13 protein-coding genes are annotated in these 14,815 nt (G+C 71.2%); 8 read left to right on the forward strand and 5 right to left on the reverse strand.

Annotated features, from left to right (window positions below; genetic code table 11):
• Position 1: 1 nt before the first annotated feature.
• The 4 genes from ACGFIO_RS07395 to ACGFIO_RS07410 are packed head-to-tail and all read right to left on the reverse strand — an operon-like array spanning position 2 to position 4,594.
• Positions 2–1,474: an ATP-binding protein gene (locus tag ACGFIO_RS07395; RefSeq protein WP_392823290.1), complete on the reverse strand. Its 1,473-nt coding sequence runs from the start codon at positions 1,472–1,474 to the stop codon at positions 2–4.
• Positions 1,471–3,129 carry an FAD-dependent oxidoreductase gene (locus ACGFIO_RS07400; RefSeq protein ID WP_392823292.1) on the reverse strand — a complete coding sequence of 553 codons (1,659 nt, stop codon included), beginning with the start codon at positions 3,127–3,129 and terminating at the stop codon, positions 1,471–1,473. Before ACGFIO_RS07400 ends, ACGFIO_RS07395 begins: the two co-directional genes overlap by 4 nt.
• A gap of 10 nt (positions 3,130–3,139) precedes the next feature.
• Positions 3,140–3,439: a UBP-type zinc finger domain-containing protein gene (locus tag ACGFIO_RS07405; RefSeq protein ID WP_392823295.1), complete on the reverse strand. Its 300-nt coding sequence runs from the start codon at positions 3,437–3,439 to the stop codon at positions 3,140–3,142.
• A 3-nt stretch (positions 3,440–3,442) separates the two neighbouring features.
• Positions 3,443–4,594 (reverse strand): NAD(+)/NADH kinase, encoded by a 1,152-nt coding sequence (locus ACGFIO_RS07410; protein WP_392824340.1) that lies wholly within the window; start codon positions 4,592–4,594, stop codon positions 3,443–3,445.
• A 182-nt stretch (positions 4,595–4,776) separates the two neighbouring features.
• Here ACGFIO_RS07410 and ACGFIO_RS07415 point away from each other — a divergent pair, with 182 nt between their 5' ends.
• The 4 genes from ACGFIO_RS07415 (at position 4,777) to ACGFIO_RS07430 (ending at position 10,349) form a co-directional block, all read left to right on the forward strand.
• Entirely contained in the window at positions 4,777–6,306 is a 1,530-nt protein-coding gene (locus tag ACGFIO_RS07415) for a ricin-type beta-trefoil lectin domain protein (protein ID WP_392823297.1), read from the forward strand.
• Positions 6,307–6,376: 70 nt separating this feature from the next.
• On the forward strand, positions 6,377–7,999 hold the full coding sequence (locus ACGFIO_RS07420) for a beta-1,3-glucanase family protein (RefSeq protein WP_392823298.1): 1,623 nt from the start codon (positions 6,377–6,379) through the stop codon (positions 7,997–7,999).
• Between the two features lie 256 nt (positions 8,000–8,255).
• Complete coding sequence (locus tag ACGFIO_RS07425) at positions 8,256–9,479, forward strand: multidrug effflux MFS transporter (RefSeq protein WP_392824342.1); 1,224 nt, start codon at positions 8,256–8,258, stop codon at positions 9,477–9,479.
• A gap of 69 nt (positions 9,480–9,548) precedes the next feature.
• Complete coding sequence (locus tag ACGFIO_RS07430; protein WP_392823300.1) at positions 9,549–10,349, forward strand: PrsW family intramembrane metalloprotease; 801 nt, start codon at positions 9,549–9,551, stop codon at positions 10,347–10,349.
• A 340-nt stretch (positions 10,350–10,689) separates the two neighbouring features.
• Here ACGFIO_RS07430 and ACGFIO_RS07435 read toward each other — a convergent pair whose 3' ends face one another.
• Positions 10,690–11,697, reverse strand: a complete 1,008-nt coding sequence (locus ACGFIO_RS07435; RefSeq protein ID WP_392823302.1) for a hypothetical protein — start codon at positions 11,695–11,697, stop codon at positions 10,690–10,692.
• A gap of 130 nt (positions 11,698–11,827) precedes the next feature.
• On the opposite strand from ACGFIO_RS07435, the gene ACGFIO_RS07440 reads away from it, so the two are divergent.
• Genes ACGFIO_RS07440 through ACGFIO_RS07455 form a run of 4 tightly spaced genes read left to right on the forward strand, consistent with a single transcriptional unit; the run spans position 11,828 to position 14,812 of the window.
• Complete coding sequence (locus ACGFIO_RS07440) at positions 11,828–12,223, forward strand: molybdopterin-binding protein (protein ID WP_392823305.1); 396 nt, start codon at positions 11,828–11,830, stop codon at positions 12,221–12,223.
• Entirely contained in the window at positions 12,223–13,008 is a 786-nt protein-coding gene (gene modA / locus ACGFIO_RS07445) for a molybdate ABC transporter substrate-binding protein (protein WP_392823308.1), read from the forward strand. The genes ACGFIO_RS07440 and modA overlap by 1 nt, the downstream gene beginning before the upstream one ends.
• A complete protein-coding gene (locus ACGFIO_RS07450; protein ID WP_392824344.1) occupies positions 13,005–13,784 on the forward strand; it encodes an ABC transporter permease in 780 nt (259 codons plus the stop codon). The genes modA and ACGFIO_RS07450 overlap by 4 nt, the downstream gene beginning before the upstream one ends.
• Positions 13,781–14,812, forward strand: a complete 1,032-nt coding sequence (locus tag ACGFIO_RS07455) for an ABC transporter ATP-binding protein (RefSeq protein WP_392823311.1) — start codon at positions 13,781–13,783, stop codon at positions 14,810–14,812. Before ACGFIO_RS07450 ends, ACGFIO_RS07455 begins: the two co-directional genes overlap by 4 nt.
• Positions 14,813–14,815: the final 3 nt, after the last annotated feature.

Genomic DNA, 14,815 nt, shown 5'->3' on the forward strand with positions numbered 1-14,815 from the left:
GTCAGGCCGAGGAGGGCTCGCTGAGCGGCAGCCGCACGATGAAGCGGGTGTCGCCCGGCGCGCTCTGCAGCTTGATGTCGCCGCCGTGCCGGTTGACCACGATCCGGTACGAGATGTCCAGCCCGAGGCCTGTCCCCTCGCCCACCGGCTTGGTCGTGAAGAAGGGCTCGAAGACCCGCTTGCGCAGCTCCTCGGGCACGCCGGGCCCGGTGTCCCCGATCGACACGCAGAGCTGGTTGCCCTTCAGGTAGGTCTTGACGGTGAGCGTGCCGGCCCCGTGCATGGCCTGCACCGCGTTGTCGATCAGGTTGGTCCACACCTGGTTGAGCTCGGCCGGGTGGGCCGGGATCTGCGGCAGCGAGCGGTCGTAGTCCTTGACCACTGTGACGCCGTCGCCGATCTTGTGGGTGAGCATCACCAGCGTGCTGTCCAGGCCCTGGTGCACGTCGATCCACTGGTGCGCGGCCCGGTCCATCTGGGAATACTGTTTGGCCGCGGTGACCAGGCTGGAGACCCGGCTGGTGGCGTCCTCGATGTCGCTCATCAGCTGCTCGGTCTCGAGGGCGTACCCGAGCCAGTGCACCGCCTGGTCGAGCAGCTCGGGCGCACCGACCTTCTGCTCGATCATGGTGAGGCACTCGACGTCCAGGCCGCCCTGGGCGAAGACCGGCGCGATGTCCCAGCCGCCGGTGATCCGGTGCTCGTCCATCCACTCGCCGAGTTCGTCCTCGAGGTCGGCGGCCTGCATGGCGGTCAGCGCCGGCGCCTTGGCCGCCCGCTCGATGACCTCTTCCTGCAGCTCGACCAGGGCGTCGAGGCGGGCCGGGTCGACCTTGCCGGCGGCCAGCATGCCCAGCTTGTGGCGCATGCCGGCGACCCGCTGGCGCAGTGAGCCGGTGGCCCGGGAGGCGGCGGCGGCCGGGTTGTTGAGCTCGTGCATCAGGCCCGCGGTGAGCGCGCCGAGCGCGGTCAGCCGCTGCCGTTCACCGATGGCCACCTGCTGGTTGCGCATGCCGATGGCCAGGCCTTCGAGCAGGTGTACGGCCATCGGGAACCACTCGCGCATCATGTGACCGAAGTCCTCGGCCTCGATGACGTAGAACTCGCACTGGTCGAGCGCGCGCATCGAGCCCATGTACTTGCGCTCCACGCCGTCGTCGCGCAGGTAGGCGTTGGTGGCGCCCATGTACACGCCGCGCTGCTCGGTGCGGTTGGTCTCGACCTCGTCCTGGCCGACCAGGCGGGTGAGCTGGATGGTGCCGCTGAGCAGGATGAAGAACTTCTCGGCGGGGTCGCCCTCGCGGAGCACGTACGAGCCGGCCTTGGCCCGCATCGTGCACCCGTGGTCGGCGATCCAGGTCAGCTGCTCGTCGGTGAGCTTCTCGAACAGGAAGAGGGTCCGCAGCTCGTCGATGGTGAGCTTGCCCGGTTCGCACGGTTCGAGAGAGATCTCCCTGCTGTCGGTGTCGGTCATTGCGCCTCCAGGTAGCGGTGCACGAGCGTCACGGCCATCGCGCCCTCGCCGACCGCCGAGGCCACCCGCTTGACCGAGTTGGCCCGGACGTCGCCCGCCGCGAAGATCCCCGGAACGCTGCACTCCAGGTAGAACGGATCGCGGTCCCGATCCCATCCCTTCGGGCGTGTGCCGTTCGTCAAAAGATCCGGCCCGGTGTAGACGAAGCCCCGTTCGTCGCGGGCGACGGCACCGTCCAGCCAGTCGGTGCGAGGCTCGGCGCCGATGAAGACGAACAGGTACCCGCATTCGACAGTGGTGGACATGCCGTTCTTGCCGTCGCAGACGGTGATCGCCTGGAGGTGTCCCTCGCCCTGCGCCGCCACGACCTCGCAGCGCGTACGGACCGAGATGTTCTCCTTCTTCTCGATCTGCTGGATCAGGTAGTAGGACATCGACGTCTCCAGAGAGTCGCCGCGGACCAGCAGGGTGACGTGCTTGGCGAAGCGGGAGAAGTACATCGCCGCCTGGCCGGCCGAGTTGGCCCCGCCGATGATGTAGACGTCGGCGCCCTCGCAGGCCGGCCCCTCGGACGCGGCCGAGCCGTAGTAGATGCCCGAGCCGGTCAGCTCGTGCACGCCGTCGGCGACCAGCGGCCGGTACGCGACACCGGTGGCGAGGACGACCGAGTGGGCCGACACCTCGCCGCCGTCGGAGAATGCCAGCGTCTTGGCCGGCCCGTCGACCCGTAGGCCGGTCACCTCGCGGGTGTTGAGCACCTCGGCCGAGAACTTGCCGACCTGGCGCCGGGCCCGGGTGGTCAGGTCGCCGCCGGAGATGCCGTCCGGGAAGCCCAGGTAGTTTTCGATCCGGGAGCTCTGACCGGCCTGCCCGCCGACGGCCTGCCGTTCGACCAGCAGCGTCTTGAGGCCCTCGGAGGCGCCGTAGACGGCCGCGCCCAGCCCGGCCGGCCCGCCACCGACGATGATCAGGTCGTAGAAGTCGCGGTCGGGCGCGGTCGACAGCCCGGCCGCCTCGGCCACCTCGGTGGTGCTGGGCTGGGACATCGCCCGGCCGTCGGGGGTGACGACCAGCGGCACCGCCTCGGGACCGACCCCGGCCGCCTCGAGCAGGCGGCGGCCCTCGGCCTCCTCGGCCGACAGCCAGCGGTACGGCACCAGGTTGCGGGTGAGGAAGTCGCGCACCTGGAACGACTGCTCGTTCCAGCGGTGCCCGACCACCCGGATCGATTCCATCTCGCGGTCGCCGCTCTCGAGCCAGGCGTCGAGCAGGGCGTCGATCACCGGGTAGAGCTTCTCTTCCGGCGGGTCCCAGGGCTTGAGCAGGTAGTGGTCGACGTCCACCTGGTTGATGGCCTGGATCGCGGCGTCGGTGTCGGCGTACGCGGTGAGCAGCGCCCGCCGCGCGTTCGGGAACAGGTCCATCGCCTGTTCGAGGAAGTCGATGCCGTTCATCTGTGGCATCCGGTAGTCGGCCAGCATGACGGCGACGCGGCCGCCGCGCAGCTTGAGCTCACGCAGCGCCTCGAGTGCGTCGGCGGCGGCCGAGGCCCGGATGATCCGGTAGTTCTCGCCGTACCGCCGGCGCAGGTCACGGGCGATGGCGCGGGAGACGGAGGGGTCGTCGTCGACGGTCAGGATCGCGGGATGGCCCATGTGTCAAACCTCAGGGATGAGAGAACGTCGGGGCGCCGGGGACATTGAAGACGAGTTCGTCGGTGTAGCACCACCACCACTCCTCGCCGGGCTCGTACGACTGGACGAGCGGGTGGCCGGTCTCGTGGAAGTGGGCGGTGGCGTGCTTGGCCGGCGACGAGTCGCAGCATCCGACGTGGCCGCAGTTCTCGCACAGCCGCAGGTGGACCCAGCGGCCGCCGTTCGCGAGGCACTCGACGCAGCCGTCACCGGACGGCCGCACCTCGTCGATCGCGATCTCGTCGACGTGCGCGCACGGTTTGTTGCTCATGTTTCAAGCTCCTTGGGTCAGGTCGGAGAACTCGGGGTGGCGTTCCAGCCATCCGCTGACGAACGGGCAGGTGACCTTGACCGGGGTGGCCCGGTTGCGGGCGTCGGTGAACGCGGCGGCGGCCAGGCGCCCGGCCAGCCCCCGGCCCTCGAAGGCCTGGTCGATCTCGGTGTGCATGAGGTCGACGTAGGTGCCGTGGCGGCGGTAGTGCAGCACGCCGGCCACCTCGCCGCCGAGCAGGATCTCGTAGCGGTTCTGCTCGAAGCTGTCGACCACCGTCGCGTCGCCGGCGTCCCCGGTGGTGATCTGGGCGCTGCCCTCGACCCGTAGCTTGCGCCGGGCCCGCTCGTAGAAGGAGGTGCGGCCGAGCCGGATGACCTGGGCGGCGGCCGGGACCGGGGTGATCGCCAGCGCCTCGCCCTCGGTCACGTACCCCTCGATGATGCCGTCCACCTCGACCGCGAGCCGGCCGCTGCGGGCCAGCACGTCGAGGTCGAGCCGCTCGTCGACGGAGAGCATCAGCGACCGGTTGAAGGAGGAGTGGGCGGCCGAGGCGGTGACGATCAGGCCCTCGACGTTGGGCGAGACGATCGGGCCGCCGGCCGAGAAGGAGTACGCGGTGGAGCCGGTCGGCGTCGACACGATGACCGCGTCGGCCGCGTAGCTGACGAAGTTCTTTCCCTCGACGCAGATGCCGACGTTGGCCAGCCCCTCGCCGGGCACCCGGACCAGGGCGATGTCGTTGAACGCGGACACCTCTTTGCCGCCGGGGAGCGTGGTGCGCACGGCCGTGCGGGACTCGACGGTGAACCGGTGCTCGTCGAAGGCGGAGAGCGCGCCGGGCAGGTCGGGCAGGTCGACCTCGGCCAGGAAGCCGAGCCGGCCGACGTTGACGCCGAGCACCGGGGTCTTGCGTCCCTCGACCAGCCGCATGGTCCGCAGCATGGTGCCGTCGCCACCCAGGCTGACCAGCACCTGGGCCCGCTCGATCATCTCCTCGGGACTGACCGCGACGGCGTCACAGTCGATCCGGTTGATCTCGTCCTTCAACCCGAGAACGGTCACGTCGCGTGACTTGGCCCACTCGACGATCGCGGCGATGGCGGCGCCGCAGTCGCGCCGTGGGTGCAGCACGAGACCGACGACCTTGACCATGCCCACGACTACCCCCTGTCGGATTTCGCCGCGTCCACCCTCGCACGTCAGGTGGCCCGGCGGCGAGTCACCTCGTACGGTCCTCGGCCCATGTTGCCTGGAGATTTCTTGACACATTGTTAATAGATAGACAGACTCCGATGAGAGCGCTCTCCCATCCCCCCTTTCACCAGGAGTGAGCTATGGCCCGCCCCCTCAAGGCGGTCGTCGTCGCCGCGGCGGCTCTCGCCGCGATCGGCTTCGTCGCGCCTCCTAGTCAAGCCGCCGAACCGGACCCTTCCCCCTCGTTCGATCTGGCGCCCGGCATGCTCGCCGCGATGCGCCGCGACCTTCGTCTCGACGACAACCAGATCCGCGCCCGGCTGGCCACCGAGGCGGCCGCTCCGGTCGTCGAGAAACGGGCCCGGGCCGCGCTCGGTACAGAGTTCGGCGGCGCGTGGATCCCGGCCGGCGGCACCCGGCTGACCGTCGCCGTCACCTCGCCCACGGCCGCCGCCAAGGCCCGCGCCGAAGGGGCCGACGTCACGCTGGTCGCCCGCAGCGCCGCCGACCTCGCCGCCGACCAGGCGAAACTGGACCGGCGGTCCGCCCAGGCGGACCGAACGGCCATCCGGGGCTGGTACACCGACGTCGCCACGAACAGCCTGGTGGTGCGGGCGGCGCCGGGCCAGGAAGCGGCGGCGCGAGCGTTCGCGGCCGCGAGCGGCGCCGGCGCGGTCCGGGTCGAGATCACGCCCGAGCAGGCACGGCCGATGTACGACACCCGCGGCGGTGACCAGTACGTGATCAACGGCAACACGCTCTGCTCGGTCGGCTTCTCGGTCGCCGGCGGCTTCGTCACGGCCGGGCACTGCGGCGGGACCGGCAGCCCGACCCTCGGCTACAACAACGTCGCGCAGGGTACGTTCGCCGGCTCGTCGTTCCCCGGCAACGACTACGCCTGGGTCCGGACCAACGGCAACTGGGTCTCGCAGCCGTGGGTGAACAACTACTCGGGCGGGAACGTGACCGTGGCCGGGTCGCAGGACGCCGCGGTCGGCAGCTCGATCTGCCGCTCCGGGCGTACCAGCGGGTGGCGGTGTGGAACTCTGCTCGGCCGCGACGAGACCGTGACCTACCCGCAGGGCTCGGTGTCCGGGCTGAGCCGCAGCAACGCCTGCGCCGAACCGGGCGACTCCGGCGGCTCGTGGATCTCCGGCAACCAGGCCCAGGGCGTCACCTCGGGCGGCAGCGGCAACTGCACCTCGGGCGGCACCATGTGGTTCCAGCCGGTCAACGAGATCCTCGGCGTGTACGGGCTGTCGCTGACCACCACCGGCGGGGGCGGTTCGGGGCAGGCGATCATCAGCAACTGGAACAACAAGTGCATCGACGTGCCCGGCGCCAACTTCTCCGACGGCGTGCTGGTGCAGATGTACACCTGCAACCAGACCAACGCGCAGCGCTGGAACTCGGTCGGCGGCACGCTCCAGGTGCCGAACAACAAGTGCCTGGACGTGCAGTGGGGCAACACCGGCAACGGCACCCCCATCCAGATCGCCGGCTGCAGCGGCAACCCGGCCCAGCAGTTCGTCCTCAGCGCGGCCGGCGACCTGGTCAACCCCCAGGCCAACCGGTGCGTCGACATCAAGGAGTGGAACGGCAACGACGGCGCGCAGCTGCACCTGTGGGACTGCGTCGGCGGGGCCAACCAGAAGTGGCGCCGCGGCTGAGGCGGACTTTCAAGGTTCTTTAATGTTGCTTTAAGGGCGAGAGAGCGTTCTCTCGACAGAATTCACGGCCATGCGCCGCTTGCGAACAACACTGCTTACCGCCGCCGCGATCGTCGCGGCGGCGGGTACCGCCTGGATCGCCCTTCCCGCCTCGGCCGCTTCGGCGACCGCGACCGTCAAGACCGTCTCCGACTGGGGCACGGGCTGGCAGGCCGAGGTCACGATCGACAACGCCGGGTCGGCGATGTCGAACTGGAAGGTCGAGTTCGACCTGCCGGCCGGTGCCCGGATCGGCAGTTTCTGGGAAGCCGACATGGCCACCAGCGGCGCCCATCGCACGTTCACCAACCGGGGCTGGAACGGCTCGGTGCCGACCGGCGGGAAGGTCACCTTCGGCTTCGTCGGCGCCGGGGCCAAGCCGGTCAACTGCACGCTGAACGGCGCGCCCTGCGGCGGTGGCGGTGGCTCGGTCGCACAGCCGCCGGCCCAGCCACCGGCGGCGCAGCCGACCCAGCCGACGCAGGCACCCACCCGGCCGACCAAGCCCCCGGCCACTCCGCCGACGACCGAGCCGACCCAGGAGCAGCCGCCGCCGGCCGCGTCGAACGTCCTGCCGCTGACCGTCACCAACCGGACCGGGCGCGGCGACAAGGTGTTCCTGTACGTGCTCGGCACCAACCTGAGCACCGGCAAGCTCGGGTACGTCGACGCGGCGGGCGCCTTCCACAACTGGACCGGCGGGCAGCCTGTACCCGTACCCGCCCCCGACGTGGCCATCGCCGGACCCGGCAACGGAAGCGCGACCACCGTCAAGCTTCCCAAGGGCCTCTCCGGCCGGCTCTACATGTCCTTCGGCCAGAAGCTGGACTTCCGGCTCAGCACCGACGGCCTGGTGCAGCCGGCGCCGTGGGCCGGAGCCGACCCCAACCGGGACATCCTGTTCGACTGGTCCGAGTTCACCCTCGACAACGGCGGCCTGTTCCTGAACAGCTCGCAGGTCGACATGTTCGCGGTGCCGCACGTGGTCAGCGTGCGCGGCGGCGACGGAAAGACGATCAAGGCGGGCGAGCTCAAGGCGGGTGGCCGGCAGCGGGTGATCAACGCGATCAAGTCGCAGCCCGGTTTCGAGAAGACCGTGGTGACCCGGGCCGACGGAACCGTGCTGCGGGTGCTGGCGCCGGGCAAGGCAGCCGACGGCGGCCGGTTCAGCCCGACCTACCTCGACCCGTACATCACCGAGGCGTGGAACGCCTACACCGGAAAGACACTGACCGTGACGCCGTTCCTGGACCGGCCCGAGGTCAAGTTCTCCGGGCGTACGGCCGGGAACGTCATGAACTTCACCGACGCCTCGGGCCGCACCGTGGCCTCGTTCACCAAGCCCAGCACCAGCAACGTCTGGGGTTGCGACGGTGCGCTGGGCGCCCCCAACGACCAGACGGTCGGGCCGATCGCCCGGACCCTGTGCGCGGCGCTGCACCGGTCGACGCTGGGCCGGATCGACACTCAGCCCGGGGGCACGGCGGTCGACTTCTACAAGGGGTCACTCACCAATCACTACTCTCGGGTAATTCACGAGAACATGAGTGACGGCAAGGCGTATGGATTCGCGTTCGACGACGTGCAGAACCAGGAGTCGCTGGTGCACTCGGGCGACCCACGGACCGCGGGTATCGAGCTCACAGCCTTCTGAGGTAGTCACCGGGAGCCCGGCGCGTCAAGCGAAATTCCACGGAATGACGCGGCGCGCCGGGCTTTTTACCTGTCCGTAATCTGCGATTTCCGAGCGGTGTGACGGGCGGCACGAAAAAGCAATTCCAGGAATTGTCCGAATGCCCGGGGACTTGTTCGTCAACGTGTCAGACACGCACCACGACGGACGGAACGAGACGATGACCCTGGCCCCGGAGCAGGCGCCACCGGCGCCCGACCTCACCCCTGGCGAGCTCATGAGCACTCGCCAGCGCGTCAAACTCGTGCTGGTGCTGGGCGCGCTGATCGCGATCGGCCCGCTCACCATTGACATGTACCTCCCCTCGCTGCCCGCCATCACCGGCGACCTGAACGTCACGCCGGCCGCCGTGCAGCTGACCCTCACCGGCACCCTGCTCGGCCTGGCCCTCGGTCAGCTGGTGATCGGGCCGCTGTCGGACAAGCTCGGACGGCGTACCCCCCTGCTCGCCGGCGTCGCCGTGCACGTGCTCGCCTCGGTGATCTGCGTGATCGCCCCCAACCTGGCCGTCCTCGGCACCCTGCGCGTGCTGCAGGGCCTCGGCGCCGCCGCCTCGATGGTGGTGGCCATGGCCATCGTGCGCGACCTGTTCACCGGATACGCCGCGGCGACGCTGATCTCCCGCCTGATGCTGGTGATGGGCGCCGCCCCGATCCTCGCGCCGACCCTGGGCAGCATCACCCTGACCTGGACCTCGTGGCGCGGCGTGTTCGTCGTGCTGGCCGTCTACGGCATCGGCATCATCACGCTGACCGCCCTGGCCCTGCCCGAGACGCTCGCGCCCGAAAACCGGCGCAGCGGCGGCGTGGCGGGCACCCTGCGCGACTACGGGCGGCTGTTCGCCGACCGGTCCTACATCGGGCTGATCCTGGTCGCCGGGCTGGCCATGGCGGCCATGTTCGCCTACGTGTCCGGTTCGTCGTTCGTCTTCCAGGAACAATATGGTCTGAGCGCGCGGTCGTTCGGCTTCGTCTTCGGCGCCGGCGCGGTCGGCCTGATCGCCGCCACCCAGGCCAACCCGATCCTGCTCAAGCGCTGGAGTCCCGCCCGGGTGCTCAGCTCGGCCCTGGTCGTCGGCGCGGTGGCCGGCCTGGTCCTGCTGCTGATGGCCTCGACCGGCTTCGGTGGCCTCGTCGGCCTGCTGGTCCCGCTCTGGGTCGTGCTCGCCTCGGCCGGCCTGGCCCTGCCCAACGCGCCCGCGCTGGCGCTGTCCCGGCACGGCGAGGCCGCCGGTACGGCGGCGGCGCTGCTGGGCGCCGTGCAGTTCGGCGTCGGCGCGCTCGCGGCCCCGCTGGTCGGCATCCTCGGCACCGGTGCGACAGGCATGGCCCTGGTCATCGCCGGCGGCATGCTCGCGGCCAACCTGGTGCTGGTCGCGGTGGCCCGCCCGTGGCAGCTGCGCATCGACGAAAGCGAGCCCGCCGTCGCGGTCGCGCACTGAGCGGTGATCGGCGTCGCGACCGAGCGGCGCGAGGTTTCTCTTTTCGGTCCAGAGGCAGAGACTACGAGCATGCGTGAAGGTACGCGCCGGTGGGCGTGGCTCGGTGTGCTCGTGGTCGGCCTGATCCTCTACGTCGTGGTGCTGCGTACGCTGATCAGCACGCAGAACCCGAACTTCGTACCCGCCCTGATCCTGCTCGGTGCGACAGTCGTCCCGCTGGCCTTCCTCACCTTCGCCCAGGCGCGGACCGGGCAGTGGCAGGTGCCCGCGTCCGCGCTCGTGGTGTCCGGCTTCTTCGGCGGCGTGATCGGCACCGTGGTGGCCGGCACGCTCGAATACAACACGATGCACGACCTCGGCGCCCTGCCGATGCTCCTCGTCGCGCTGATCGAGGAGGCGGCCAAGCTCATCGTGCCGGTCGTCCTGCTGTTCACCGTGCTGGCCCGCCACCAGCGCCGCCTCCCCTCGGACGGCCTGATCATCGGGGTGGCCGCGGGGATGGGTTTCGCCGCGCTCGAGACCATGGGGTACGCCTTCAGCGCGCTGCTGTCCTCGCAGGGCAACATCGGCGCGGTCGAGCAGACCCTGTTCATCCGCGGCCTGACCGCCCCCGCCGGCCACACCGCCTGGACCGGCCTGACCGCCGGCGCGCTGTGGGCCCTGCTGGCGTCCCCGTCCGGCCGACGCTTCCTCGAGTTCGCCCTCACCTTCCTGGGCGCGGTCATCCTGCACACCCTGTGGGACACCTTCTCCGGCGCGATCACCTTCGCGATCCTGGCCGTGATCAGCCTGGGCTGGCTCTTCTGGGCCCTGCACCGCTACCGCGCCTTCGGCGACCGCCTCTTCACCGTTCCCCTGGCCCACACCTGACCGACCGTGCGCGAAATCGCCGCGGGAAAGCCGGGCGGGATCCGTCCGCAACCTTGATCACGGGTACGGCGTGTAGTGCCCCTGACAGAACACGTCGGAGGGATCGGGGTCGACGGTGGCGGCTGAATCCCCGATGAGCTTCGCCGAGGTCTACGCCGCGCAGTACGGCGAGCTGGAAGCCGGGCGAGCCGCGCCGCCCGGCCGAGACCGGAGGATCAAGAGCCGCGAGACCGGAGGATCAAGAGCCGGATGTCGTAGCTCGGTGGGTGGTGCTGACCGTCGCTCACGCCGAGGGCCCTTCGGGCTACGTGCGTAAATGGTCGCGCTTAGGAAAAGCGCACTAAACGGTGGGGTGGCGCTGGGACGGGATCGGGCGGGGTTTGCCGCCCGCGGCGAGGTAGGCCGACTGGGCCCGGGCGGCCAGCGCCGGTGAGCCGCAGTCGACGGCGATCTGCAGGCCCTCGCGCAGGACGCGGCGGGCCTGCGGACGGCGGCGGGCCGCGTTCAGGGCGGTGCCGAGGTCGACCAGCGCCTGCGCGTACTCGAAGCGGCGGGGTGAGCGCTGCAGCACCTTGACCGCCTCGTCCAGCGCGCCTATCCCGGGGCCGCCGGGCACGATGCCCTCGACCCTCAGCGCGCGGCCGAGGGCCGACGCCGGGCCGGACCGGCGGGCCAGGCCCACCTCGGCCGCGACCAGGCGGGCCGCGGCCTCGGTGGCGCCGGTCGCCACCAGCGCCGCGGCCGCGGCCGACCGCCAGGGCAGCACGCCGGGCCGGTCGGCCTGCCGGGCGGCCAGGCGTTCACCGCAGGCGAAGAGGTCGGCCAGCGCCTCGCCGACCAGGCCGGCACACGCGTAGAAGCGGCCCCGGGCGTAGCGCAACGCCAGCATGCTGGGGGTGTCGGTCAGTTCGCCCCGGAAGCCGATCAACAGTTTTTCGGCGCCGGGCACGTCGCCGGTGTCCAGACGGGTCGAGACCCGGCGGGCGCGCAGCAGCACGGCGGCGTCGTCCCACGGGTCGTCGGCCAGCATGCGGGCGGCCAGCTCGCCGTCACGTTCGGCGCCGGCCAGCCGGCCCAGGCGACGGCCGACCGAGGCGCGCAGCGAGTAGGCCGCGGCCAGGGCGGGGCCGGCCCGCCAGCGGCCGGCCGCGTCAAGGGCCACGCCGCAGTTGGCGAAGGCCGTCTCGAGTTCATCGGCGTCGGCCCGCGCGGCCGTGGCCCGCAGATAGCGCGACAGGTCGGCCTGGTCGGCCGGTGGGGGCACGGGCGCCCGCAGGCGGACCTGGGGGCTCGAAGTGATGTTCCGAGCGGGGTCCGCCAACCCCAGACGGTTGTCACTGACTCGCATGGTTCGTTCCTACCCCCTCCGGGTCCGGAATTACCACGTCGGGCGGCGACGAATTCCGCGCATAACGATTCCGGCAGATGCGAGAGCCGGGGCCTTCGCGTGCTGGCAGATGCGACCGTAGGGTGGGCTGGTGACGACGTATCGCATCGGTGAGGCGGCCGATCTTCTCGGTGTCAGCCCCGACACGGTACGCCGGTGGATCGACGCCGGCCGGCTCGCGGCGGCGCGCGACGGGCAGGGGCACCGGGCGGTCGCCGGCGCCGACCTGGCCGCGTTCGCCCGCTCACTGGCCGACGAACCCGACCCGGGCTCGACCCGGTCGTCGGCCCGCAACCGGCTGCCGGGCATCGTCACCGCGATCTCCCGCGACACGGTGATGGCCCAGGTCGACATCCAGGCCGGCCCGTTTCGTGTGGTGTCGCTGATGAGCCGGGAGGCGGTCGACGAGCTCGGGCTCGAGGTCGGTTCGCGAGCGACAGCTGTGATCAAGTCGACCACCGTCGTGGTGGAACGGGGAGGAACATGATGAAGAAGCGGATTGTCGCGCTGGCCGTCGCGCTGGCGCTGACCGGGTGTGGCTCGTCCGAAACGGACAAGCCGGCACCGACCCCACCGAGTCCGCGGGGTGGCGGCGTCACCGGGCAGCTGACCGTGCTCGCCGCGGCCTCGCTGACCGAGTCCTTCAACCAGATCGGCAAGAACTTCGAGGCCGCCAACCCCGGGGCCAAGGTCACTTTCTCGTACGGGGGCAGCTCCGGCCTGGCGACGCAGATCACCTCGGGCGCACCGGCCGACGTCTTCGCCTCGGCCAGTCCGGCCACCATGAAAACGGTGACCGACGCCGGCGACGGCGCGGCCACCCCGGTCACCTTCGTCAAGAACCAGCTGGTGATCGCCACGGCCAAGGGCAACCCGAAGGGCATCACCTCGCTGGCCGCACTGGCCAGACCCGACTTCAAGGTGGCGCTCTGCGCCGAGCAGGTGCCGTGCGGCGCGGCGGCGAAAAAGGCCCTGGCCGCGGCCGGCGTCAAGGTCACCCCGGTCACCCAGGAACAGGACGTGAAGGCAGCCCTGGCCAAGGTCAAGCTGGGTGAGGTGGACGCGGCGCTGGTCTACCGTACGGACGCCAAGGCGGCCGCGGCCGACGTGGACGGCGTCGAATTCCCCGAATCGGCCAAGGCGATCAACGACTATCCGATCGTCGCCCTGAAGAACGCGGCCAACCCCGCCGCGGCCGCGGTGTTCGTCGCCTATGTCCAGTCCGAGCCCGCGCAGAAGGTGCTCGCCGACGCGGGGTTCCAGAAGCCCTGAGGCGCCGCGCACCCCTGGCTCTGACGCTGCCCGCGCTGCTCGGGCTGGCGTTCCTGGTCCTGCCGCTGCTCGGGCTGCTGATCCGGGCGCCGTGGGCGACGCTGCCCCAACGGCTGGCCGAGCCCGGCGTGCTGGCCGCGCTCCGGCTGTCGCTGCTGACCGCGACCCTGGCCACCGCGCTGTGCCTGCTGCTGGGCGTGCCACTGGCCTGGCTGCTGGCCCGCGGCGGCCGGCCCGGCCTGCGGTTCGTCCGAGCCCTGGTGACGGTGCCGCTGGTGCTGCCGCCGGTGGTCGGCGGGGTGGCGCTGCTGCTGGTGTTCGGCCGGCGCGGGCTGCTCGGGTCGTGGCTGGACGCCACGTTCGGGGTGAGCCTGCCGTTCACCACGGCCGGGGTGGTGGTGGCCGAGGCCTTCGTGGCGATGCCGTTCCTGGTGATCGCCGTGGAGGGGGCGTTGCGGGCGGCCGACGCCCGGTACGAGGAGGCGGCGGCGACGCTCGGGGCGACCCGGTGGACCACGTTCCGACGGGTGACGCTGCCGCTGATCGGGCCCGGGGTGGCGGCCGGGGCGGTGCTCTGCTGGGCCCGCGCACTGGGCGAGTTCGGGGCGACGATCACGTTCGCCGGCAACTTTCCCGGGCGTACCCAGACCATGCCGTTGGCCGTTTATCTCGCCCTGGAACAGGACCTGGACACGGCCATCGTGCTCAGCCTGGTCCTGCTCGTCGTCTCGGTGACGATTCTGGCGGCGCTGCGCGATCGGTGGCTGACCACGTGAGCCTGGACGCGCGTCTGGTCGTGCGGCGGCCCGGGTTCACGCTCGACCTGGAGCTGACGGCCGAGCCGGGTGAAGTGGTGGCGCTGCTCGGGCCGAACGGAGCGGGCAAGACGACCGCGCTGCGCGCCCTGGCCGGGCTGGAACGAACCGACGGGCACATCACGCTGGACGGGGAACGGCTCGACGGGATGCCGCCCGAGCAGCGGCGGATCGGCGTGGTGTTCCAGGACTATCTGCTCTTCCCGCATCTGAGCGCCCTCGAGAACGTGGCGTTCGGGCCGCGCTGCCGGGGCGTGGGCAAAGCCGAGGCACGGCGGGCGGCGCTGGACTGGCTGACCCGCGTCGGGCTGGCCGAACACGCCCGCAAGAAGCCGCGTCAGCTCTCCGGCGGGCAGGCCCAGCGGGTGGCCCTGGCCCGCGCCCTGGCCACCGAGCCGCGCCTGCTGCTGCTGGACGAGCCGCTGGCCGCCCTGGACGCACGCACCCGGGTCGATACACGCGCGCACCTGCGGACCCGGCTGACCGGCCACCCCGGCGCCACGGTGCTGGTCACCCACGACCCGCTGGACGCCATGATGCTGGCCGACCGGCTGGTCATCGTCGAGGACGGCGCGGTCGTGCAGACCGGGGACGCGGCGACGATCACCAGCCGGCCGCGGACCGACTACGTCGCCCGGCTGGTCGGGCTCAACCTCTACCGGGGCGTCGCGGACGGGCACACCGTACGCGTGAACGCCGATTTCGACCTGATCGCCCGCGACCCGCACACCGGCGACGTGTTCGTGGCGTTCCCGCCGGCCGCGGTCGCGCTCTGGGCCGAACGGCCGTCCGGCAGCCCCCGCAACACCTGGCCGGCCGAGGTCACAGCGGTCGCGCGGCACGGTGACAGCCTGCGCGTCGAACTGACCGGACCGGTGCCGGTGGCCGCCGACGTGACACCGGCCGCGGCGGTCGAACTCGGCCTCGAACCGGGCCGCCGGATCTGGGCGACCGTCAAGGCTTCCGAAGCCCATAGTTATCCCGCGTAGACT

The organism is Actinoplanes sp. NPDC049265 (assembly GCF_043197135.1).
Taxonomy (GTDB): Bacteria; Actinomycetota; Actinomycetes; order Mycobacteriales; family Micromonosporaceae; genus Actinoplanes.

Bases quoted from the DNA above. Each gene is read 5' to 3' on its own strand.
- ACGFIO_RS07430 (WP_392823300.1), top strand. From the start codon at position 9,549: ATGCGTGAAGGTACGCGCCGGTGGGCGTGGCTCGGTGTGCTCGTGGTC.
- ACGFIO_RS07420 (WP_392823298.1), top strand. From the start codon at position 6,377: ATGCGCCGCTTGCGAACAACACTGCTTACCGCCGCCGCGATCGTCGCG.
- ACGFIO_RS07425 (WP_392824342.1), top strand. From the start codon at position 8,256: ATGAGCACTCGCCAGCGCGTCAAACTCGTGCTGGTGCTGGGCGCGCTG.
- ACGFIO_RS07395 (WP_392823290.1), bottom strand. From the start codon at position 1,474: ATGACCGACACCGACAGCAGGGAGATCTCTCTCGAACCGTGCGAACCG.
- ACGFIO_RS07410 (WP_392824340.1), bottom strand. From the start codon at position 4,594: ATGGTCAAGGTCGTCGGTCTCGTGCTGCACCCACGGCGCGACTGCGGC.
- ACGFIO_RS07415 (WP_392823297.1), top strand. From the start codon at position 4,777: ATGGCCCGCCCCCTCAAGGCGGTCGTCGTCGCCGCGGCGGCTCTCGCC.
- ACGFIO_RS07400 (WP_392823292.1), bottom strand. From the start codon at position 3,129: ATGGGCCATCCCGCGATCCTGACCGTCGACGACGACCCCTCCGTCTCC.
- modA (WP_392823308.1), top strand. From the start codon at position 12,223: ATGAAGAAGCGGATTGTCGCGCTGGCCGTCGCGCTGGCGCTGACCGGG.
- ACGFIO_RS07405 (WP_392823295.1), bottom strand. From the start codon at position 3,439: ATGAGCAACAAACCGTGCGCGCACGTCGACGAGATCGCGATCGACGAG.
- ACGFIO_RS07435 (WP_392823302.1), bottom strand. From the start codon at position 11,697: ATGCGAGTCAGTGACAACCGTCTGGGGTTGGCGGACCCCGCTCGGAAC.